The organism is Enterobacter sp. SA197 (genome assembly GCF_054131575.1).
Map to the genome: position 1 here is coordinate 3,456,108 of NZ_CP096393.1, position 22,631 is coordinate 3,478,738.

Below are 22,631 nucleotides of genomic sequence, written 5' to 3' on the forward strand. Positions count from 1 at the left end.
AATTTGCGCCTGAACGCCCGCATGGTTAAGATCGTGCCACTGCCTGTCCGACGAGTAACTTACGTGAAACAAACCGCTATACAATCTGCCAACCTGACGTTCAACGCTGAGGGTACACCTGTTTCCCGAGATTTTGACGACGTCTATTTCTCCAACGACAACGGGCTGGAAGAGACCCGCTATGTGTTTCTCGGCGGCAATGCTTTAGCCACCCGCTTTCCTGAACATTCACGCCCGTTGTTTATCGTGGCCGAGAGCGGCTTTGGCACGGGGCTTAACTTTCTGACCCTCTGGCAGGCCTTTGACGCTTTTCGCGCCGCGCATCCACAGGCTACCCTGGAAAGATTACATTTCATCAGTTTCGAAAAATTCCCCTTAACCCGCTCTGATCTCACCCTCGCGCACCAGCACTGGCCCGAGCTGGCTCCGTGGGCCGTTCAGCTACAGGCGCAATGGCCGCTTCCGCTGGCAGGCTGCCATCGTCTGCTGTTAGATGAGGGGCGCGTAACGCTGGATCTGTGGTTTGGCGACATCAATGAACTGACCGATAAACTGGACGACTCTCTGAATCAGCAGGTCGACGCCTGGTTCCTTGACGGCTTTGCACCGGCGAAAAACCCGGACATGTGGACGCCGACGCTCTTTGCCGCAATGGCTCGTCTGGCGAGGCCTGGCGGTACGCTTGCGACCTTTACCTCCGCGGGTTTTGTAAGACGGGGATTGCAGGACGCCGGCTTTACCATGAAAAAAAGCAAAGGCTTTGGCCGCAAGCGTGAAATGCTCACTGGCGTGATGGAAAACAGCCCCTCCCCTTCCCTGCGCGCCCCCTGGTTTGCCCGTAGCGGAACGAATAAGCGGGAGGTCGCTCTTATCGGCGGCGGCGTCGCCAGCGCGCTGCTCTCGCTGGCACTGCTGCGACGTGGCTGGCAGGTCACTCTCTATTGTGCCGATGATGCTCCCGCGCAGGGTGCCTCCGGCAATCGTCAGGGCGCGCTCTATCCGCTGTTAAGCGCTCACGACCCGGCATTATGTCAGTTCTTCCCGGCGGCCTTTACCTTCGCCCGCCGCCTGTATGATTCCCTTCCGCTTACCTTCGATCACGACTGGTGCGGCGTCACCCAACTGGCGTATGACGAAAAAAGTCAGCACAAAATCGCGCAGATGCTGGCCCTCAATCTGCCGGATGCTATTGCACACGCGGTGGACGCTGAGCAGGTGTTAGAGCGCACAGGCGTGCAAACCGACTGCGGCGGCATTCACTACCCGGCAGGCGGCTGGCTGTGCCCGGCAGATCTGACCTCTGCGGCGCTGGCCTTCGCGCAACAGCAGGGGCTGCGCGTTCACTATCGTCATGACGTGAAAAACCTGACGCAAACTGCGGCTGGCTGGGCGTTGACTCTGCAGGAGGGGAGCGTACGTCAGCATGAGTCTGTTGTCCTGGCGAACGGCCATCAGGTCAGCGATTTTGCGCAAACGGGAAAACTGCCGGTCTACCCGGTGGGCGGTCAGGTCAGCCACATTCCGACCACTCCGGCCCTCAGCCAGTTACGCCAGGTGCTCTGTTATGACGGCTATCTGACACCGCAGAATCCGGCTAACCAGCACCACTGCATAGGCGCAAGCTACCATCGGGGTCAGCGTGATGTTGCTTACAGCGAAGAAGATCAACAGCATAATCGCCAGCGTCTGCTGGACTGCCTCCCGCAGGCAACATGGGCGACGGATGTGGATGTCAGCGATGGCGAAGCGCGGGTGGGTGTGCGTTGTGCTACCCGCGATCACCTGCCTCTTGTGGGGAACGTAGCCGATTACGATGCTACCCTGCATGCGTACGCTGACCTGATGGGGCATCAGGCTGAGGCGGTCAGCGCCCCGGTTTACCCCGGACTCTTTATCATCGCTGCTCTGGGTTCGCGCGGTTTGTGCAGCGCGCCGCTGGCGGCTGAGCTGCTGGCATCCCAGATGAGTGAAGAGCCGCTGCCGCTGGACAGAGATACCCTCGCGGCCATCAACCCAAATCGGCTTTGGGTGCGGAAGTTACTGAAAGGCAGGTTAGTGAAGTAAACAGACTATGTCGCCCTTTCCCACCGGGAGAGGGCGAATACCACACCCTTAGTTTGCCTGCGCTTTCTGGAACAACCTGTCCCACATACCCAGCACCAGCACCTGATCCGGCGGTGAGAGTTCACCCGCCTGAATCGCTTTTTCCAGACTCAGGCTGACTTTCTCATGCAGCGCCTGTTCAGAGTGATCGTCACCGCTTTCCAGTTCAGCCACGGCGAGCGTCAGGTGACCGCGCAGATAACCGCCTGCAAACAGCTCATCGTCACTGGCGTGCTCTACCATGTCATCAATCAACGCCAGGATGCGGGTTTCAAATTCTGCGATCATCGTTTTTCCTCAGTTAAGATCTTCCGGCCACGGGAAGTGTTCCGCCTTCAGTTCAGGCGTGTGGTAATAATTTTGCAGCGCCTTAATAAAGCGCGCCGGGCGTTCAGGGATGCCCTTTTCGAGATATTCCATGACCTGCGCATGCACGCGGCGCTGGAAAACAATGCGATCCGGCTCGAAATCCCCTTCCAGGTTGTCGCAGCTGACGTTAAACGGATAACCCGCCGCCACGCAGAAGAGCCAGTCAAAAGCCTGCGGTTTTACCTCAACGTCTTCAAACTGACACTGGGTCTTTTCATCGCGACCGTCCGGGCAGTACCAGTAGCCAAAATCCACCTGTTCGCGACGTGCTTTACCCGCGATGCACCAGTGGGAAATCTCATGCAGTGCGCTGGCATAAAACCCGTGGGCAAACACAATGCGGTGATAGGGTGTCTGCTCATCTGCCGGAAGGTAAACCGGTTCGTCATCGCCTTTAATCAGGCGGGTATTAAAGTCGTCGGCAAAGCAGCCGTCAAAAAGAGTAATTAATTGTTCGTAGTTATGCGTTGTATTCATGCACCCATCCCCAGAAACTGGAGGATCTCCTGCCCGTGACTATCAAAAAGTAATTTTGCACTCATCACCGCCGAGACAATGACAATCATCGGCCGGATGAGTTTCTGCCCTTTACTGAGTACCAGACGGGAGCCCATGCGTGCGCCAAGAAACTGACCGACAAGCATCACAAACCCGGTTGCCCAGATAACTTTGCCGCCAATGATGAACAGTAAAAGCCCACCCAAATTGGAGGTGGCATTCAGCACTTTGGCATGGGCGGTAGACTTCGCCAGATTAAAACCGGCAAGCGTCACAAACGCGAGCGCGTAAAACGACCCGGCGCCAGGCCCAAAGAAACCATCATAAAAACCGACGCATCCGCCTGCTATCAGGGCAAACGGCAGGCCATGAAGGCGACGCTGCCTGTCCTCTTCACCCAGCTTTGGCATCAGCAAAAAGTAGAGACCAATGCAGATGACAAGAACAGGCAGGATCTGTCGCAATATGTCTGATTTTACGTACTGCACCAGCAACGCGCCGCTGGTGGAACCAATAAAGGTCATCAGAATATTGAGCTTTTGATCGGCCAGATTGACCACTTTGCGGCGCACAAAGTAGATCATGGATGAGAACGAACCGCCGCAGGCCTGAAGCTTGTTGGTTGCCAGCGCCTGGGCTGGCGTCATACCCGCAGCCAGCAGCGCGGGTACCGTTAAAAGTCCGCCACCACCCGCCAGGGCATCGATAAAACCCGCGAGTAAAGCCACGAAAAAAAGCACCGCCAGCATCAGCGGCGACACCATAAACATGTCCAGGAAAGCGTCCATTACAATACGTGTTCGTCCAGTAGCGCCTGACAGGAAGGAGGCAACGGTGGTGGCGTGGTTTTCCCCGGCGTCGTTGATGGTTTCGCGGGTTCAAACCAGCTCTGAAGTTCTGCGCCACAGCCATCGCCTGGGGGAGGCAGCGCCTGATCTTCACACTCCAGGCTATCCGCCGGGCAGCGCAGACGCACATGCATATGGGCACGGTGCTGGAACCATGGGCGAACTTTACGCAGCCAGTCGCGATCCGTTCCCGCGTCCAGGCAGAGCTGCTGCTTAATCGCCGGGTTAACGAAAATACGCGTGACGTCGTTATCCTTCGCCGCCAGCTTGATCATGCTGCTGATTTCCGGCTTCCACAAGGCGGGTACCACGGCTTTGCCGCTGCGGGAAACTAAATCCAGCGCCTGGGGTTTCAGCAACTGGGCCGACGTCCAGCGGGTTTTCGGCAGCTGCAAAAAGATATCGACGTCGAGGCCCGACTGGTGGCTCGCGTGCCCGCCGTTAAAACGCCCGCCCGCCGGCATCCCCATATCGCCAATCAGCATGGTGCCGAGGCCAAGATTGTGCACCTGGTTACCAAGACGCTGAATAAACAAGATCAGGTCCGGGTGGCCGAAATAGCGCCGCTGATCGGTGCGCATCACCTGATAGGTGTCTGACTGCAACGGCAGCGCGTCAGCACCGACGATGCAGCCATTAGAAAATGCCCCAATGGACTGCGGCGTACCAGGGATGGGATGGGTGATTTTCTGCCAGGGCGTTGCCGCCTGGCAGGTTAGGCTAGCAACAAGCGCCAGCAGGGCGAGGGCTGTTTTTTTCATCATTTACCAGCGAGGAATAGTGGTCGTCACATCGCCATTCTGCGCACGCTGGCGCATAAAATGATCCATCAGGACGATAGCGAGCATGGCTTCGGCAATAGGTACAGCGCGGATGCCAACGCACGGGTCATGACGCCCTTTGGTTATCATCTCTACTTCTTCGCCGAAACGGTTGATGGTCTGCCCCGGAACAGTAATGCTGGAGGTCGGTTTCAACGCCATCGTGGCCACGATTTGCTGCCCGCTGCTGATGCCGCCCAGAATGCCGCCCGCGTGGTTACTCTGAAAACCTTGCTGGGTGATTTCGTCACGGTTCTGACTGCCGCGCAGGTTGACCACGCCAAAGCCGTCACCTATCTCCACCCCTTTTACCGCATTGATGCTCATCATGGCGTGCGCAATGTCAGCATCCAGACGGTCAAAGACCGGCTCACCAAGGCCTGCGGGCACACCATCGGCGACCACAGTCACTTTCGCGCCGATAGAGTCACCCTCTTTTTTCAGGCTGCGCATCAGCTCGTCCAGCGCCTCGATTTTGCCCGGATCCGGGCAGAAGAACGGGTTCTGTTCGACCTGCTCCCAGTCCGCTATCGCCAGGGGAATGTCCCCCATCTGGGTCAGACAGCCGCGGATGACGATGCCAAATTTATGCGCAAGAAATTTCTTGGCAATGGCGCCTGCTGCCACACGCATTGCGGTTTCACGGGCGGAAGAGCGGCCGCCGCCACGGTAGTCGCGCAGGCCATATTTTTGTTCATAGGTGTAATCGGCATGTCCGGGGCGGAACACGTCTTTAATCGCACTGTAATCCTGCGAGCGCTGATCGGTGTTTTCAATTAACAGGCCGATACTGGTGCCGGTGGTCACCCCTTCAAATACGCCTGAGAGTATTTTTACCTGGTCCGGCTCGCGACGCTGCGTGGTGTAGCGAGAGGTGCCAGGACGACGACGGTCAAGGTCATGCTGAAGATCAGCTTCAGTCAGTGGGATGCCCGGCGGCACACCGTCGACGATGCAGCCCAGCGCGATACCATGAGACTCGCCGAAGGTGGTGACGCGAAACAGTTGTCCAATTGTATTTCCTGCCATCACGGCTCCGTTATTTTGCTGTTGTTGAGCGTTTGCTTAATCTTTATAAATGCTGAAATGTTCACGGGCGGCAAGAAGTTGCGCTTTGGTCAGCATAAAGACACCGTCACCGCCGTTGTCAAATTCAAGCCAGGTGAACGGCACATCCGGGTACTGGTCCATCAGATGTACCATGCTGTTGCCCACTTCACAAATCAGAACGCCGTTGTCGGTGAGGTACTCCGGCGCGCAGCCGAGGATGCGACGCGTCAGCTTCAGGCCATCACTGCCGGAGGCCAGACCCAGCTCCGGTTCGTGGCGATATTCAGACGGCAAATCGTCCATATCTTCTTCGTCGACATACGGCGGGTTGGTCACAATCAAATCGTACTGCACTTTTGGCAGGTCGCGGAACAGATCGGAACGGATGGGGGTCACGTGATGAATCAGACCGTGCTCTTCGATATTGTGCTCAGTTACCGCCAGGGCATCCGGAGAGATATCCACGGCATCCACTTCTGCCTCCGGGAACGCATAGGCGCAGGCAATCGCAATGCAGCCGCTGCCGGTGCACATATCCAGAATGTGCTGCGGTTGCCCATCAATAAGCCCGGCGAAACGGTTATTGATAAGTTCACCAATTGGCGAGCGCGGCACCAGTACGCGTTCATCGACGTAAAATTCGTGACCACAGAACCAGGCTTTATTGGTGAGGTAGGCCACCGGGATACGCTCGTTGACGCGACGAATCACGCGCTCAACAATACGGTGGCGCTCGCTGGAGGTCAGGCGGGCATTGCGCATCTCTTCCGGGATATCCAGCGGCAGGTAGAGGGTCGGCAGTACCAGTTGGACCGCTTCATCCCACGGGTTGTCGGTGCCGTGGCCGTACCAGATATTTGCCGCGCTAAATCGGCTGACCGACCAGCGCAACATGTCCTGAATGGTATGCAGTTCATTCACTGCTTCATCAACGAAAATTTTATCCACTTTATCCCCCAGGACATGCTCTTTGTAAATTCGGCGGCTAGTTTGCCATGAAGACGGCGATAAATCAGCATTGACGCTTACACTGCGGGCGTAAAAATGCATTTTGCTGAAAAGCGCAGGCCGAGTCGGGTAAACTAAAAGAAATAAGAGATGAGATGAACAGATGAAAAAGAAAGCATCGCTCAGCGAGGAGGAACAGGCGCTTTTCCGCCAGCTGATGAGCGGCACCCGTAAACTCAAGCAGGATACGGTCGTGCATCCGCCCACGCGCAAGAAGGTCAGCGAAGTCCCGGTGAAACGGCTGCTGCAGGAGCAGGCCGACAACAGCCACTATTTTTCTGATGAATTCCAGCCGCTCATTAATACAGAGGGGCCGGTGAAATACGTTCGTGATGACGTCAGCCACTTTGAGCTGAAAAAGCTCCGCCGTGGGGATTACTCACCCGAGCTGTTTTTAGATTTGCACGGCCTGACCCAGATGCAGGCCAAACAGGAGCTGGGGGCGCTGATTGCCGCCTGCCGCCGCGAACATGTGTTCTGTGCCTGCGTGATGCACGGCCACGGAAAACATATACTGAAGCAGCAAACACCGTTATGGCTGGCGCAACATCCACATGTGATGGCCTTTCACCAGGCACCAAAAGAGTATGGCGGCGACGCCGCCGTGCTGGTGTTGATTGAAGTTGAAGAGTGGCAGCCCCCCGAACTTCCCTGAGTGGGACCGACCAGCAATAAAAAAGCCGCCCTTGAAGGCGGCTCTTTTCACGGTCCGGCGAGTCAGATGGCTTTAGCCATCTTCAGGTTGCAGGGACTCATTTGCCAGTTAAACACACCTTTACCGTCTTCATCCAGCGTAACGCTGGCAATGGCGGAGGTGGTGAACATGGGCGGTGCTTCTCCAGGACAGAGCTCGGACACCAGATAACCCACCAGCGGCAGGTGAGAGATCACCAGCACGGATGCGGTTCCTTCACTGGCGAGAGCCTGCAGATAGGCGCTAACCAGACCAATATCACCACACGGAGTCAGTTCCGGCAGAACATCCACGCTGTCAGGCAGGTTCATACAGCCGCCTACCTCTTTGAGTGTTTGCTCAGCACGCAGGAACGGGCTGACCAGAACACGGTCGACATCCACTTTTTGGCCTTTCAACCAGGTTGCCATTTGGCGCGATTCGTCACAACCACACGGGGTTAAGGGACGAACAGCGTCGCTGGCTGCATCGAGGGCTGCATCGCCGTGACGCATGATGAAAACTTGCATATTGCACCGCTTTTGTTAACCAGAAGCATTGATATTCCCGCGTGAAACAGTTCCATTACGACGAAAATTATCAATGGCCGGGCATTGTGCCTTATCCATTCACTGAATGAAACGCAGTCTTTTACCCTAATGCCGTAAGTATAGTCAATCACTGTTTACTAATTGACCACGACAATGTCATTCAGATCCGGATTTACCCTTTTTTGACCTTAACTTACAAAATCAGTTTCTTTGTGGCCCCAAAAAGTTTCGCCCTGTTCAGCCATTTGTAACAAATGCTGACAAGGGGTGAAACGCTCCCCATACTGCCCTGCCAGGCGCTGAAGCGTGGCCACCACTTCACCCGCTCCAAGGGTATCCATATAGCGGAACGGGCCTCCCAGGAAAGGGGGAAAGCCGATGCCGAATACCGCGCCGATATCACCATCCCGCGGACTGCGAATGACCTTCTCGGCATGGCAGCGTGCGGCCTCGTTAAGCATCATCATCACGCAGCGTTCGGCCATGCTCTGCGCGGACGAGTTGCCCGGGCCTGACGCCCCGATAAGCGGGTAAATTGCCGGGTCAGGCTGTTTGTTGCTTTTACGCCCTTTCTTTGCGTAAAGATAGAAACCGCGACCATTTTTTCTGCCTTTGCGATCGTCATTCAAAATCGCTGAAACGACGCTTGCAGGCGCACTGAATCGTTCACCATAAGCCGCCTCAAGGACGGGAATAATTTTCGTGCCGGTGTCGATCCCCACTTCATCCAGAAGCTGGACAGGGCCGACCGGAAAACCAAACTTCACTAAAGCTTTATCAATCTGCTCGATGCGCTCGCCTTCACTGAGCAGACGCATCGCTTCACTCATGTAAGGCGCGAGGATACGGTTGACGTAGAACCCGGCTTTGTCTGCCACGACAATCGGCGTTTTGCCCTGCTTCTTCGCCAGTTTGACCACCGTCGAAATGGTCTGTGCGGATGTTCCGGCGTGAGGAATCACTTCCACCAGCGGCATCTTCTCTACCGGACTGAAAAAATGTAATCCGATAACCTGCTCAGGACGGGCTGCACGGGCGGCAATGTCGGCGATGGGCAACGATGACGTATTCGAGGCAAAAATCGTCTGCGGGCCACACTGCGTTTCAATCTCGCCAACCATCTGCTGCTTAAGCGCCAGATCCTCGAACACCGCTTCGATCACCACATCCCGATGCGAGAAGCCACGGTAGTCCGTAGTACCGGAAATACGCGACATCTGCGCATCCCGCTCTGCAGGTCTGAGATGGCGACGACGCACCTTTTTATCAAGCAGCTGCCAACTATATTGCAGGGCGTGGTTAATACCCTTCGGGTTAATATCTTTTATGCGAACCGGCAGACCGCCTTTCGCCGCAGTGACGTAAGCAATGCCGCCGCCCATCAGTCCACCACCGAGAATACCGACGCTGCGTAACGGGCCCGCTTCCACCGCGCTACCCGGATCCTTTTTCACCTCGGTGCTGGCAAAGAAAATATGACGCAGAGCGCGCGATTGTGGCGTCATCGCCAGTTGCCCAAACGCCCGGGCTTCGGCGTCATAGCCGCTGCTGCTCCCCTGACTCAGTCCGGTTTCAATAACGTTGAGAATGCGCGACGTCGCCGGGTAGTTCCCCTGGGTTTTTTGTTCTGTTTTTTTGCCCACCATGCGAAACAGTATCGCCCGACCCAGCGGCCCGGCCAGTACGCGTTCACGTACCGGAAGATGACGACTTGCTGGTCGTCCCTGGAGGGCAAGTTTTGCGGCGGCTTCCAGTAAAACAGAGGCCGGAACGACTTCATCCACCAGCCCGGCCTTCAGCGCCTGGCGCGGGCGTAGCTGCTTCCCGGTCAGGATCATCTCCAGCGCCCCACTCACCCCAATCAGCCGCGGTAAACGCTGTGTTCCGCCCGAACCTGGCAGCAGCCCCAGTTGCACTTCCGGCAACCCGAGCACGGTTTTCGGGGAGTCAGTACAGATGCGGCGATGGCAGGCCAGCGCCAGTTCAAGACCGCCGCCGAGGCAAGGGCCGTTGATCGCCGCGACGGCCGGGATCGATAAGCCGTGGATCTCCGCCATGATCTGTTGCCCCTGACGGGCAAGCTCTTCCGCCTCTTTAGCGCTCTGGCAGCGGTCTATCATGTTAATGTCCGCCCCGGCGATAAAGTTGTCGGGCTTGCCGGAGATAAACACGACGCCACGCAGATTTTTGTTTTCACGAATTTGCTTAAGCACGACGCGTACCTGACTGCCAAACTCCGCCTTCAGGGTATTCATTTTCTCGCCGGGCACATCGATGGTGACAACAGCCACAAAGTCCGGGCGAATGGTCAGGGTAAATGCCGGGTTCATTTCCATTATTCAGCCTCCAGTACCATGGCCGCACCCAGTCCACCCGCCGCGCAGGCGGTGACCAGGCCAAAACCTCCGCCGCGCCGGCGAAGTTCATTCAGGGTTTGCGTGATCATGCGCGCGCCCGTGGCGGCGAACGGGTGGCCGTAAGCGATAGAGCCACCCAGCACGTTAAATTTGCTCTCATCCACCTCCCCTGTCGCCTGAGAACGCCCCAGCACATCACGGGAAAAGCGGTCGCTTGCCATCAGTTTCAGGTTGGTCAGCGTCTGGGCGGCAAAGGCTTCATGCATATCAAGCAGAGTGAGATCCGCAAGCGTCAGTCCTGCTCTGTCCAGCGCAAGCGGCGTGGCCCAGGCGGGACCGAGCAACATGTCCTGCTGAACATCAATGGCGGTAAAGGCGTAGCTGCGCAGATAGCCCAGCGGTTTAAGCCCCAGTTCACGGGCGCGGGATTCCGTCATCAGGATAACTGCCGCGGCACCGTCGGTGAGGGGCGTGCTGTTGGCGGCGGTCACGGTGCCGTGCCTGCGGTCAAACGCCGGGCGCAGCTTCGCGTAATCCGCAAGGCTCGAATTCTGGCGCACGTTATTATCCTGGACAAGGGGTTCACGATAGGGAGGGGTATAGGCGGTCATCACCTCTTCACTGAGTTTGCCTTCAGCCCATGCACGGGCAGCAAACTGATGGGAACGGTGGGCCAGCGCATCCTGCTCCTCACGGGTAATCGCGTAGCTTTTTGCCATCTGTTCGGCGGTGTCCCCCATACGCAGGCCCGTCGAGTATTCAGCGACAGCCGGAGGAACGGGCAGCAAATCTTTTAACCGCAGGTGCGAGAAAAGTTTCAGTTTCTGACTCAGGGTACGGGCTTTATTGGCATCCACCAGCGTACGGGCCAGTTTTTTGCTGACGCCAATAGGCAGGACGGAAGAGGAGTCCGCCCCACCGGCAATACCGGCCCGGATGGTGCCCGCCATCAGGCTTTCAGCAACATTGGCGACTGCCTGGAAGCTGGTGGCGCAGGCACGGCTCACGCTATAGGCATCAGTATGCACATTCATGCCGGTTCCCAGCACGATTTCACGGGCAATATTTGGTGCCTCAGGCATCTGTACCACCTGGCCAAAAACCAGTTGCTCAATGACGTCCGGGGGGATTTCGCTGCGAGCAAGCAGCTCTCCCACCACCAATTTGCCAAGTTCAATAGCAGGAACACCGTGGAAGGCCGTAGCCTGTCGGGCAAACGGTGTGCGCAATCCACTGACAATAGCGATGCGGTCCCCCTGGCGGGTGACAAGCGGTAATGCCTGACTCATAACACTCCCCTGTTAACAGCGTGACCCGTAAAGTGGTCTGACCTGATAACAGTCTTAACTATTTTTTTACATTTAGCCAATCAGGGGGGAGAAAAAATGGGAGCTAAGCCACAGAGATTATTGAGAATAACGCTCCCGCAGGACGCGGAAGCGTTGGCAGGATTTAACGCAGGCCCAGCTGGAAAATCAGGGTCTCAGCTTCGCAGGCAAAGACAAAGTCGATGTCCAGACGGACGCCCTGCGCTTCTTCAGTAAAGGTAGAAGTGATAGTGCAAGGATCGGATTCCACTCCACGCGCTTTTGCGGTCAGGGCTGCCAGGGTCTCTTCCGCTTCGGCACGGTTGGCAAAAACCCGGCTGTAAGAGGCGGTGCAGTCAGTGTTGTCCATAATGGTGCCAACATCCATACAACAGCAAACCGGGGTTTCATCAGCACTGCATTTACTCATGGTGATTTCCTCTGAATTCGCACCCAAGGTGCCAGATAACGTTGTGCATATTTTACCCCCCCTGCCCGACACCTCTCCAGTTGATAATGGGTTTAATGCCTTTAAGTGACCGAAATCACACTTAAAAATGATCTAAAACAATTTTCATCCGATCTGCTTATTCTGTCTGCCCACAATTTTGCCACGCAGATCCCGTTTCGATGATCACATTTGAAAAATCCTATATACAAGCTTGCAACATTTGCGCTGGTCAGACCTATACTCTCGCCACTGGTCTGATTTCCAAGATGTACCGCAGACCCTACACTTGCGCCCCTGTTACGCTATGTAACATAGTTTAAATAAATATAATTGATGAGGTTTTGGTCATGAGCCAGAAAACCCTGTTTACCAAGTCTGCTCTCGCTGTTGCAGTGGCAATCGTCTCTTCCCAAGCCTGGTCAGCAGGCTTCCAGCTCAACGAATTTTCTTCTTCTGGCCTTGGCCGTGCTTATTCAGGCGAAGGTGCTATTGCTGATGATGCAGGTAACGTTAGCCGTAACCCTGCGTTGATCATGATGTTTGATCGTCCGACTTTCTCGGGCGGTGCTATTTTCGTTGATCCCGATGTAAACGTGACCGGTCGCTCCGTGATTGGCAACAATGCCAGTCAGGACAATATCGCGCCAACAGCGTGGGTACCTAACCTGCATTTCGTAGCGCCTATCAACGATCAGTTTGGTTGGGGGGCTTCACTGACCTCTAACTACGGTCTGGCAACAGAATTCAACGACAGTTACGCGGCAGGTTCAATGGGCGGTAAAACTGACCTTGAAACCATGAACCTGAACCTCAGCGGTGCCTATCGTCTGGATAATCACTGGAGCTTCGGTCTGGGCTTTGATGCCGTGTATGCCAAAGCGAAGCTGGAGCGTTACGCGGGTGACCTGCCACAAATCATCGGTGCCAATATCCCGGCACTGGTGCGCGCGGGCCGCCTCTCACCTGCTCAGGCCGCAGCCATTGGCTCGCAGGCAGGCGGCATCAGCCGTGATACCCAAATCGCTTACCTGAAAGGTGATGAGTGGGGCTTCGGCTGGAACGCCGGTATCCTGTATGAACTGGATAAAGACAACCGCTACAGCCTGACCTACCGTTCTGAAATTAAAGTCGACTTTGATGGCGATTATAAGAGCAACCTGCCAGCAACGCTGAATCCGGTCAATGCCGCGCTGGGGCTGGGTCTGCCATACGGCACCGGCGGTCAAACTACCGGCGGTGCGCTGACCCTGAACCTGCCTGAGATGTGGGAAGTGTCCGGTTATAACCGTGTTGCACCACAATGGGCAATTCACTACAGCCTGGCGTACACCAGCTGGAGTCAGTTCCAGGAACTCAAAGCCACCAACAGCAACGGCCAGACGCTCTTCAGAAAAGACGAAGGCTTTAAAGACTCTTACCGTATCGCGCTGGGTACGACCTACTACATGGACGATAACTGGACCTTCCGTTCCGGTATTGCCTTCGATGACAGCCCGGTGCCAGCAGAAAAACGTTCTATCTCCATTCCGGATCAGGACCGTTTCTGGCTGAGCGCAGGGACCACTTACGCCTTCAACAAAGATGCTTCTGTAGACCTGGGCGTCTCTTATATGCACGGTCAGAAAGTGGAGTTCACCGAAGGCCCCTATACCTTCAAATCTGAAGGTCGTGCATGGCTGTACGGTGCGAACTTTAACTACGCCTTCTGATTTCTTGCAGGCATAAAAAAAGGTGAGCCCTGGTGCTCACCTTTTTTGTTGCTCCGAAAGACGTTATTCAGAGTCGATATCTTTCAAATCGCCCTCAATGGCTTTCGCATTTGGATTTTCATCCGGCTTAAGCTTACCACCGTTGGCGATAAAGTCGTGGCGCTGGAAGTAGGCTTCACGCACCAGAATGTAAGGATCGGAAGACTGACGCAGCAGGCCATCAGAGTCCAGCAGTTGCGCACGTGACTCGATCCCCTGCACTGTCCATTTGCCGACTGACAACGGCCATGTGAGCCAGGAGAGCACCGGATAGAGCGTATCGGCCATATCGCCGCCGTCTTCACGTAGCGTGAAACTGCCATAGAACGGCAACTGCACGTAAGGGCCATAACCCACGCCATAATGACCGAGTGTGCTACCAAAGCGGTGCGGTTCAACCCGTTGCAGTTTCGGGTTCGATAACCCGGCGACATCCATCAGGCCGCCCATCCCCAGCAGGGTGTTCAGGAAGAAGCGCGTAAAGTGCACCATGCCCTGGTAGGGATCGCCCTGCAGGAAGTAGTTAACCATGATGGCGGGTTCTTCAAGGTTGCTGGTGAAATTGCTCAGCCCGTTTCTTGCCGGTTGTGGCACATAATCACGCCAGGCAACCGCAACGGGGCGCAGAACATAGGGATCCAGCACGTTGAAGTTGAAGCTGTACATGGTACGGTTGAACCCTTCAAGTGGGTCTGAACGTCCCTGCTGATCCCCAGAACTGGCACAGCCAGCCAGCACGGTTGAGGCCAGCGCGAGCGCTGACAGGCGAAATTTCATAGAGGTCTCCCTGGAGAAAATGGCATTGGCGAAACGCCATCCATGTGCACGCAAACGCAACGCAATGCGGTTTGCGTCATTAACATGTAACGCATTGTATCAGTACACCTTGTGATGTCTACGAAACGGGCATCCCACCATTGAGCATAGTCGCAGTTTGCCGCGGCGTTTCCCCACCATGCTATATAAAATTTACGGCTGAGTTATCGCCATCCTTGCCGTTAAACATAAATTAAGAATGAGCTGCCCCGACGAGCGCCTAAAAGCCGCTACGCTTAAAGAATAAGAGTATTTCTGGTGGAGTTATTATGGGCGAAGTCGCGGAAGAAAAAATCGACAAACAAACCGAAGACATTAAGGTGGAGAGCGATGAAAAACAGCGTGGCGAGGAGATAGAGGTTGATGAGGACAGACTTCCCTCGCGCGCAATGGCCATTCATGAGCATATTCGTCAGGATGGTGAAAAGGAGCTTGAGCGTGATGCGATGGCGCTATTCTGGTCTGCGATTGCCGCCGGACTCTCAATGGGGGCGTCGTTGCTGGCCAAGGGCATTTTTCACGTCCAGTTAGACGGCATTCCGGGGGCTTTCTTACTGGAAAACCTGGGCTATACCTTCGGGTTTATTATCGTCATTATGGCCCGGCAGCAGCTCTTTACCGAGAATACCGTTACCGCCGTTCTGCCCGTCATGCAAACGCCCTCCTGGGGTAATTTTGGCCTGATGATGCGTCTGTGGAGCGTGGTTCTGCTGGGTAATCTGGTGGGTACAGCTATTGCGGCATGGGCATTCGAGTATATGCCCATTTTTGACGAACAGACCCGGGATGCCTTGGTCAAAATTGGTATGGACGTCATGAAAAACAGCCCGGCAGAGATGTTTGCCAATGCCATTATCTCCGGCTGGATAATCGCCACCATGGTCTGGATGTTCCCCTCCGCCGGTTCGGCAAAAATCGTGGTGATTATTCTGATGACCTGGCTTATTGCCCTCGCCGATACCACCCATATTGTGGTCGGTGCCGTCGAGATCTTTTATTTAATCTTTAACGGCACGATTCACTGGAGCGAATTTTTCTGGCCCTTCGCCCTTCCCACCCTTGCGGGCAACATTTGCGGCGGTACTTTTATCTTTGCCCTTCTGAGCCATGCGCAGATCCGCAATGACATGATTAACGCCCGCAAAGCGGAAGCCAAAGCTAACGCAAAAGCGCAGCGCTCCCCCCAGGAATTTGCAGAAAAAGAGGCGAAACGGTGACACTTTAACCATTCAGGCGCAGGTGAGCTTAACGCGCAGCCAGAATGACGTTATACTCCTGCCGCCTTGTCCCCTTAGTTAAATGGATATAACGAGCCCCTCCTAAGGGCTAGTTGCAGGTTCGATTCCTGCAGGGGACACCATATACGCCTCTCCTGACATCTACCTATTTCAATAATCCCTCTCCTTATCAAGAACAAACGTTCTACTCAGGCTATGCGGCGTCAACCGATGTCTGCCCTATCAACGTGGTTCAGACCCTGAAAAAGTGGGTTACGACAAGAAAGTGACCGGCCGTGGTTTTCGTCACGGTATGAGCACAATCATTACATAATGAAAGATTCAGTACTGCGTGGACTGAGACTCAGCTTGCGCATGTGGACAAAGATGCATTTCGCGGCAGGTATAACCCTGCGTAGTATGTGGAAAAGAGAAAGCGATGATGCATTGATATGAGGATTATCTGAAATGATTAAGGCCTATGAGTATTTAACTTCCAAAACAGGGTAAATTGAAAATTCATTCTTCAAGAGCCGCGTTATTTCGTAAAAATCTGCTTTGCAAGCTCATGAATGTACTTAATCAGGGTACTATTTTTAATAAGAAAGAAAATAACTTCCCCGGTGATACCTTGCCATAATTCTATCGGCATCCCTGATAATAATGATGCTGGAAATGCGGATAGCATACAAATCTTCATTTTTCCTCTATGTATTCTGACAGTTCAATGCCACTACCACATAATTTATATGGCCAATCTCGCCAGATCTTTTGATCCACTCTGCTTAAACTACTGATGCTCAACGGTGCCAGTAAAATCGCCTGGAGTCGTTAGTGCTAAGCCGCAGGCCGGCTTTTGATGTCTTTTTATCCGAATGATTTTATCAGTGGCATTAAGGATGATTATGATTGAATAAGTGTCGGGTCACCCATCCTGCTCCACTAATAACAAACCATAACAGCCTGCTTGCTCGATTTCTGATTAATATGCAGCATCCTGTTTTTTCAAATCAGTTTAATCAGCCTCTTTAATACCTCAGAACATCGGTTTTTTCGCCATACCAATTCCCACTCCTGTTCCAGATTTAAATCATGTAACGTTGCAAATGTGACATTGGGTGGCGCCAGGAAACGAGTCCCTTCCGCCACAATGGTGCACCCCATTCCGGCTGATACTAAAGTTAACATCGACACTGCATCCACACCTTGCATAACCGAACGTGGTATAAAACCTGATTCATAAAAACAGTGAATTAGCCTGTCATGCCAGGCCGGTGCAGCCGTTCTCGGGATCCAGATAAAGTCCAAACCTTGTAAGTCCCTCAAATATTGAGGCTCTTTATTATCTGGCCATTTCCAGTCAGCTGGATAGGCTAATAACATTTTTTCTTTATAAACAGGAATACCCTCAAACAATGGATCATTTTGAGGCCTAAATAATAAAAAACCTGCATCCAGTTGCCCTTCTGCGATCCGCGACAGTTGTGTTTCTGATATAAGATGATGAAGGGTTATACCAACTTGCGGCACTTCTTTTTTGAATTCCTTTAACAGCGTTGTTATGCATGGCGCTGCATTTTGTATAACAGGAAGTGCAAGAGATATATTTCCAAATTCTCCTCGTGATGCCCGTATCGCTCGTTCCCTGGCATTAGCAGCATCATCCAGTAATTTTTCTGCATCCATTAAAAACTGAACACCCGCATCAGTAAGCTTCACGCCTCGTCCCGTTCTTTCCAGCAACAATACTCCCAAATCCTCTTCGAGCTTTTGAATCTGCCGGGTTAGCGCGGGTTGAGCGATGTGCAGTTCCAGTGCTGCCTGACTAATACTTCCGAGTTTAGCCACCGCTGTGAAGTATCGAAATTGACGCAAATCCATGGATATACCTCAATGGCATGGGTGAGATGTTTAAAAGGTATTTTACGGTATACCCCACAGTATTTATCATTCCTCTTGAGCAGGTTCAAGCCTGACAGGGCCAGACACGGCCATGTTAATAAAACAATCTGCTGACTGAACATTTTATGTGAGCCAGGTCTACAAAAATAGCAGAAAGGCTTTACCTGATAAAAATTACTTCCAGCCCTATTAACGTTGAGAATGAATATATGCACGATAAATATGAAAAAGCACTGAATGTGAAACGACTCACATTACTGAGACATGATTTACATATGTATCCTGAATTAAAATTTAAGGAATATCGTACTTCGGATAAAATTGCAGAGTTTCTTACTGCTTTAGGTATCCCCTTTATGAGAGGTCTGGCGACCACCGGTATTGTTGCCAGCGTATATGGTTTGAATCATAGTGCTGATAACCCAGGCCCTGCGCTTGGAATTAGAGCAGATATAGACGCTCTTCCTATGGAAGAGGTTAATGATTTCGATTATGTAAGTAAAAATAAAGGATGTATGCATGCTTGTGGGCATGACGGTCATACCGCAATGTTGCTTGGTGCGGTGGAGCTTTTGTCTGCTGATCGTAATTTTGATGGCACTGTTCATTTTATTTTCCAGCCAGGCGAAGAAGGCGGGGCTGGTGCTCGTGTTATGATGAATGAGGGGCTTTTTAAAAAGTTTCCTTGTCAGGCAGTTTTCGCACTACATAACTGGCCAAATCTCCCGCAGGGGCAGATGGGAACAAAAACCGGCCCAATAATGGCATCAGGAATAACCTTTGAAATCCTTATCCAAGGCAAAGGTGGGCACGCCGCACTTCCACATTCGACCATTGATCCTGTTCCGATAGCTTGCTCCATTGTGACACAGCTGCAAAGTTTAGTTTCGCGTCGCATCAACCCACTGGATGCGGCAGTGCTGACAATAGGTAAAATACAAGCAGGAAGCTCGCCTAATATTATCCCCACAGAAGCCAGAATTTCAGGAACATGCAGAACTCTGACAGACGAAGCTCAATCCTTAATTTTAAATGGTATACAACGTATAGCCTCTTATATAGCTGAAGCACATGATGCACACGCCGAGGTGATAATAAATCATCAAGGCTACCCGAACACCACAAATCATTCTAAAGAAGCGAAGTTTATGGCAAGTATTATGGCCGAAGTCGTTGGGGAGAGTAATGCCTTCTCTAATGTCACACCTGCCATGACCGCCGAAGATTTTGGGTTCATGCTACAAGAAGTACCAGGCGCGTATGGATGGATCGGAAATGGCAACGATGAGTTTTCACATGGAGATCTTCATAGTACCTCCTATGATTTTAATGATAAAAATATAGCGTTAGGTGCTTTTTTTTGGGAAAAGCTTGCTCGAGAATGGTTTATTACAGAAGCAAAAAGATAATTGACTGTTGTTACGTGTAATTAACATTGGAATGGTAATCTCCTTTTCAATCATTTGAATAGAAATCGTTTACCGCCCTACCGGATGTTAAGGAATACAATATGAAAAGTAATAACCTTCTTCAGGCAATGCAAAATACCACAATAACACCAAAACCGACCAGACAAAGATTTTATGTGCTCGCAATTTTATTTATCAGCCTATCCGTCATATACTTAGATCGGGTAAATATTTCTATTATCGCTGCAAACCCTCAATTTTTGAACGAAATGGATTTAATCGGCAAGCCAATTTATATTGGACTACTGATGAGTTTATTTTTAATCACTTATGGTATTTCAAATGTTATCCTGAGCCCTTTAGGTGACCTTATTGGCCCACGAAAGGCTATGATTATAGCTTATATTGTCATAAGCTTATCTCTTCTTTTAGGAGGCATATCAAGCATTTTTGGATTTTTATTAGCAACGCGTATGTTATTAGGCGTAGGTGAAGGGCTTTATTATCCTATGCAAAACACATTTATTAAAAACTGGTTTCCTGCGCGTGAAAGAGGAAGAGCAAATACCGCATGGATTTTAGGGCAGTCCCTATCCCCTGCTGTCGCTATGCCTGTTTTTACCTGGATAATAGCTGAATATTCATGGAGACATACCTTTTACTTCTCGTTCGTATTGAGCCTTATCCCTCTGGCATTTATATATTTTTTCACAACAAATACGCCACGTGAGAATAAATATATTAACAAATATGAACTTGAGATAATTGAAGAAAGCATAACAACTGGCGACCTAACCAGTAGTGAGAATGAAAAACCGTCAATCATTTCGCGATCTAAAATTTATCTTTGTAATGCAAACTTCTGGATGCTTTTGGTGATTTTTTCCTCAAATTCAATGTTATCATGGGGTATTGTCACCTGGCTGCCAACTTATCTTAATACCGAACGCGGTTTTTCATGGTCTAATGTCGGTTGGATGTCTTCATTGCCTTTTATATTTGGTTTGTTATTTAAGGTTATCTCCGGAATTGCGGTTGATCGAACCGGGAAGAAAGGCATGATTATGCTTATCTCTGCTCTGCTATGCGTTGCAGGCATTCTTGCTGGCGTAAATATTTCTAATAATTATATAGCAGCAATATTGATATCATTTGGCATAGGCGCATCATCTATGCAGCTTCCTTGTGTATTCACTCTGTTACAGGGAATGGTGCCTTCCGAAGCGATCTCTTCCGCTGCGGGAGCATTGAATGGAATGGCGGTTGGCTTTGGTGCCTTATCTCCAGTTTTGATTGGATTTATATTGAGTTTAACCCATAATTTTTACGCTGTTATGTATTTTTTAATTAGCATTGTAATGATCGGTGGACTTTTTTCACTCTTCTTTGCAACAAGACGCCTTTAATTTCTTCCTGTCAATCATCTAAACCCCTGCTACTAAAAATGGCGACACGCCAGTGTCGCCCTCCCCCCCGCGTTGATAAAATAAATTAGCATCTTAACTACTGAGTCTTTTCATCTTATGCTCCTCTGGATACTGTGAACTATTTACACATAGTGCTCTTTCCAGATTACACACCTTAATTCGATTACGTTCCCCCCTTAAAAATTCGAGATAAAAGGAGCTATTTTTTGAATTAAATTCATATTAGCTATGAGTTTTCTTCGGCTGAATAGCTTTCTACCTAAAAATGCTTTTAAATTCGAAGCGTTACTGACTGGAAAGATAATCTTTTTATAGCTGATACATTATCTAGCTTGTCGTCATTTTATTTACTCCAGACAATGATTCCGTAACAAGATACAACCTAAACGTTAACAATAATGACCAAATTAACGTAGTTAGATATTTATATGCAGTCCCAGATTTTAATCATTACCTCAGGAAAATATTTATACATAACTCAGGTGTTTTAATGAAAAATCAGGCAGAAATTGTTGTTATAGGAAGTGGTTTTGGCGGTGCCATAGCTGCAAAACGCCTCGCGGATGCCGGACGCGATGTACTAATGCTGGAAAGAGGGCCCTGGCGGGATACTGTCCCTAATAGATCGACAGGATTGGAAAATCTTGCGCCTTTACCTCAGGGAAAAAAAGTCTTCACGCACGGCTTACGATCCATCGGTTCGCATCGGTTAAAGAAATTTCTCCTGCTTAATAAAAAAGGCTTTATCGAAGTATTCAGCGGCAAGGGCATTAATATTATTTGCTCATCCAGCGTCGGCGGAGGGAGTCACATCTATGCAGCCATGCTGGCAAAACCCTCCGATCCTGATTACTGGGCTAATCGTCATCCGCTCTTATCAAAAACAGCAATGGATAATTATTATGCTGAAATCCTCGATCTTCTGAATGCAAGAGCTGCTAACAAGGATGATCGGGTGCCGAATGATATCTGTCAGACAAGTTATGAGGGCACATTATCTACACAGGGACTGGCTAACCCTTTTATTGGGATCTTGCTCCCTGCTAACCCCGGCACGGTTGAAAAAGTTGTTGATACGAATGGCGTGACACGTTGGGAGTGTGAATATAAGAATAATAGCATCCTGGGTTCCCCCAGCGGCGCTAAAACCACGCTCGACTTTTCGGTTGTCTGGCCGGCCATACGCAGTGGTCTGGTTGTTCGTGATATGTGCGAAGTGAAGGTCATTCACAGGCTGCAAACAAGTGAAGCTGACGCCATGCGCTATGAAATTCACTATCGTAATCATCATAAAGCCACGAATGAATGCGTACGAGCCCGGCATGTAATTTTAGCCGCAGGCTGCCTGAACACTGTTCGCTTATTAATGCATAGCCGTAACACCAGTGCAGGCTTGCAGGGTATGCCGCGCCTGGGTAAAGGATTTGGTACTAATGGCGGCTATTTTGGTTTCTGGAGAGAGAATAGCACTCTCGACCTCTCGACCGGTCTTCCTCTGAGCGGCCCCTTTCGGGTGGCAAATTCCACCAGCCGATCCGTCCAGGTATTACGTGCCGCCATTCAGGGGCTGGATGACATTCCCTGTCCCGCCTTCCTTAAAAGATGGTTGCGCAAAAATACCTTTATCGTTGCGCTAGGCAAAGACAATAACAACGGGGTGATGACATTAAATCGTGGCAAATTCAGCGTGCTCTATAACAAAAAGGACAGCCACGTCTATCAGGAGATAGATAACGAAGTCAGTGAGATCAGAATCAGGACCGGCACCAAAATCTACTCCCCTTCTGAGCCTGTCACCGTTCAGCCACTTGGAGGTGCTTCCCTTGGTAATTCTAACCAGGACGGCGTAATAGGTGCCAATGGAGAGGTATTTGACAACCCGGGCCTCTACATTGCCGATGCGGCCGCGCTACCAGAATCCCCTGGCAGGCCACCCAGCCTGACTATTGCCGCCTGGGCTGCCAACGTTGCCGACAGACTGCTCGACACACTTAAAAAAGAGTCATTGCAATAGCACAATCCTGCTTCGCAAGCTCGTTAATACCGCTAAGCGGACCTTTTTCCGAACGGAGCTGT

Annotated in this window: 19 protein-coding genes, 1 tRNA gene and 1 pseudogene; 9 read left to right on the forward strand and 12 right to left on the reverse strand. The window is 51.7% G+C overall.

The annotated features are described in order from the left end of the window. The first annotated feature begins 63 nt into the window (after window positions 1–63). Window positions 64–2,064, forward strand: a complete 2,001-nt coding sequence (mnmC, locus tag M1D91_RS16265) for a bifunctional tRNA (5-methylaminomethyl-2-thiouridine)(34)-methyltransferase MnmD/FAD-dependent 5-carboxymethylaminomethyl-2-thiouridine(34) oxidoreductase MnmC (RefSeq protein WP_437430669.1) — start codon at window positions 64–66, stop codon at window positions 2,062–2,064. A 48-nt stretch (window positions 2,065–2,112) separates the two neighbouring features. On the opposite strand, the gene M1D91_RS16270 is transcribed toward mnmC, so the two are convergent. From M1D91_RS16270 to prmB, 6 genes are read right to left on the reverse strand one after another with little or no spacing between them, the layout of a single operon-like run. Continuing rightward, entirely contained in the window at window positions 2,113–2,391 is a 279-nt protein-coding gene (locus M1D91_RS16270; protein WP_437430668.1) for a YfcL family protein, read from the reverse strand. A gap of 9 nt (window positions 2,392–2,400) precedes the next feature. Continuing rightward, window positions 2,401–2,949 carry an elongation factor P hydroxylase gene (locus tag M1D91_RS16275; protein WP_437430667.1) on the reverse strand — a complete coding sequence of 183 codons (549 nt, stop codon included), beginning with the start codon at window positions 2,947–2,949 and terminating at the stop codon, window positions 2,401–2,403. Then, window positions 2,946–3,758 (reverse strand): sulfite exporter TauE/SafE family protein, encoded by an 813-nt coding sequence (locus M1D91_RS16280; RefSeq protein ID WP_437430666.1) that lies wholly within the window; start codon window positions 3,756–3,758, stop codon window positions 2,946–2,948. The genes M1D91_RS16275 and M1D91_RS16280 overlap by 4 nt, the downstream gene beginning before the upstream one ends. Then, complete coding sequence (mepA, locus tag M1D91_RS16285) at window positions 3,758–4,579, reverse strand: penicillin-insensitive murein endopeptidase (RefSeq protein ID WP_437430814.1); 822 nt, start codon at window positions 4,577–4,579, stop codon at window positions 3,758–3,760. Before mepA ends, M1D91_RS16280 begins: the two co-directional genes overlap by 1 nt. Window positions 4,580–4,582: 3 nt before the next feature. Further along, window positions 4,583–5,668 (reverse strand): chorismate synthase, encoded by a 1,086-nt coding sequence (aroC, locus tag M1D91_RS16290; protein ID WP_437430665.1) that lies wholly within the window; start codon window positions 5,666–5,668, stop codon window positions 4,583–4,585. 36 nt (window positions 5,669–5,704) lie between these two features. Continuing rightward, window positions 5,705–6,637, reverse strand: coding sequence for a 50S ribosomal protein L3 N(5)-glutamine methyltransferase (gene prmB / locus M1D91_RS16295; protein WP_437430664.1), 933 nt, complete (start codon window positions 6,635–6,637; stop codon window positions 5,705–5,707). Between the two features lie 163 nt (window positions 6,638–6,800). Between prmB and smrB the strand changes: the two genes are divergently transcribed. Next, on the forward strand, window positions 6,801–7,352 hold the full coding sequence (gene smrB / locus M1D91_RS16300; protein ID WP_437430663.1) for an endonuclease SmrB: 552 nt from the start codon (window positions 6,801–6,803) through the stop codon (window positions 7,350–7,352). 62 nt (window positions 7,353–7,414) lie between these two features. Here the strand turns inward: smrB and sixA are convergent, their stop codons facing one another. The 4 genes from sixA to M1D91_RS16320 all read right to left on the reverse strand — a co-directional run bounded on the left by sixA (window position 7,415) and on the right by M1D91_RS16320 (window position 12,015). Continuing rightward, window positions 7,415–7,900, reverse strand: coding sequence for a phosphohistidine phosphatase SixA (sixA, locus tag M1D91_RS16305; RefSeq protein WP_437430662.1), 486 nt, complete (start codon window positions 7,898–7,900; stop codon window positions 7,415–7,417). Window positions 7,901–8,109: 209 nt separating this feature from the next. Further along, window positions 8,110–10,257, reverse strand: coding sequence for a fatty acid oxidation complex subunit alpha FadJ (gene fadJ, locus M1D91_RS16310; RefSeq protein ID WP_437430661.1), 2,148 nt, complete (start codon window positions 10,255–10,257; stop codon window positions 8,110–8,112). Then, window positions 10,257–11,567: an acetyl-CoA C-acyltransferase FadI gene (fadI, locus tag M1D91_RS16315; RefSeq protein WP_437430660.1), complete on the reverse strand. Its 1,311-nt coding sequence runs from the start codon at window positions 11,565–11,567 to the stop codon at window positions 10,257–10,259. Before fadI ends, fadJ begins: the two co-directional genes overlap by 1 nt. A gap of 163 nt (window positions 11,568–11,730) precedes the next feature. Further along, window positions 11,731–12,015, reverse strand: coding sequence for a YfcZ/YiiS family protein (locus M1D91_RS16320; protein ID WP_437430659.1), 285 nt, complete (start codon window positions 12,013–12,015; stop codon window positions 11,731–11,733). Window positions 12,016–12,383: 368 nt separating this feature from the next. Here M1D91_RS16320 and fadL point away from each other — a divergent pair, with 368 nt between their 5' ends. Beyond that, complete coding sequence (gene fadL / locus M1D91_RS16325; RefSeq protein WP_437430658.1) at window positions 12,384–13,745, forward strand: long-chain fatty acid transporter FadL; 1,362 nt, start codon at window positions 12,384–12,386, stop codon at window positions 13,743–13,745. Between the two features lie 63 nt (window positions 13,746–13,808). On the opposite strand, the gene mlaA is transcribed toward fadL, so the two are convergent. After that, complete coding sequence (gene mlaA, locus M1D91_RS16330; RefSeq protein WP_437430657.1) at window positions 13,809–14,561, reverse strand: phospholipid-binding lipoprotein MlaA; 753 nt, start codon at window positions 14,559–14,561, stop codon at window positions 13,809–13,811. Window positions 14,562–14,869: 308 nt separating this feature from the next. Between mlaA and M1D91_RS16335 the strand changes: the two genes are divergently transcribed. The 3 genes and pseudogenes from M1D91_RS16335 to M1D91_RS16345 all read left to right on the forward strand — a co-directional run. Then, the gene (locus M1D91_RS16335) at window positions 14,870–15,817 is read left to right on the forward strand and encodes a formate/nitrite transporter family protein (protein WP_437430656.1); all 948 of its coding nucleotides are present in this window, start codon (window positions 14,870–14,872) and stop codon (window positions 15,815–15,817) included. Between the two features lie 68 nt (window positions 15,818–15,885). Then, a tRNA-Arg gene (locus M1D91_RS16340) sits at window positions 15,886–15,960 on the forward strand. Between the two features lie 128 nt (window positions 15,961–16,088). After that, a pseudogene (locus M1D91_RS16345) lies at window positions 16,089–16,236 on the forward strand (integrase); the annotation flags it as partial. A gap of 586 nt (window positions 16,237–16,822) precedes the next feature. Here M1D91_RS16345 and M1D91_RS16350 read toward each other — a convergent pair. Continuing rightward, a complete protein-coding gene (locus M1D91_RS16350) occupies window positions 16,823–17,698 on the reverse strand; it encodes a LysR family transcriptional regulator (protein WP_437430655.1) in 876 nt (291 codons plus the stop codon). 230 nt (window positions 17,699–17,928) lie between these two features. Between M1D91_RS16350 and M1D91_RS16355 the strand changes: the two genes are divergently transcribed. The 3 genes from M1D91_RS16355 (at window position 17,929) to M1D91_RS16365 (ending at window position 22,569) form a co-directional block, all read left to right on the forward strand. Then, on the forward strand, window positions 17,929–19,128 hold the full coding sequence (locus M1D91_RS16355) for a M20 aminoacylase family protein (protein WP_437430654.1): 1,200 nt from the start codon (window positions 17,929–17,931) through the stop codon (window positions 19,126–19,128). Between the two features lie 101 nt (window positions 19,129–19,229). After that, window positions 19,230–20,534 carry an MFS transporter gene (locus tag M1D91_RS16360; protein WP_437430653.1) on the forward strand — a complete coding sequence of 435 codons (1,305 nt, stop codon included), beginning with the start codon at window positions 19,230–19,232 and terminating at the stop codon, window positions 20,532–20,534. Window positions 20,535–21,045: 511 nt separating this feature from the next. Further along, window positions 21,046–22,569: a GMC oxidoreductase gene (locus M1D91_RS16365; protein ID WP_437430652.1), complete on the forward strand. Its 1,524-nt coding sequence runs from the start codon at window positions 21,046–21,048 to the stop codon at window positions 22,567–22,569. Window positions 22,570–22,631: the final 62 nt, after the last annotated feature.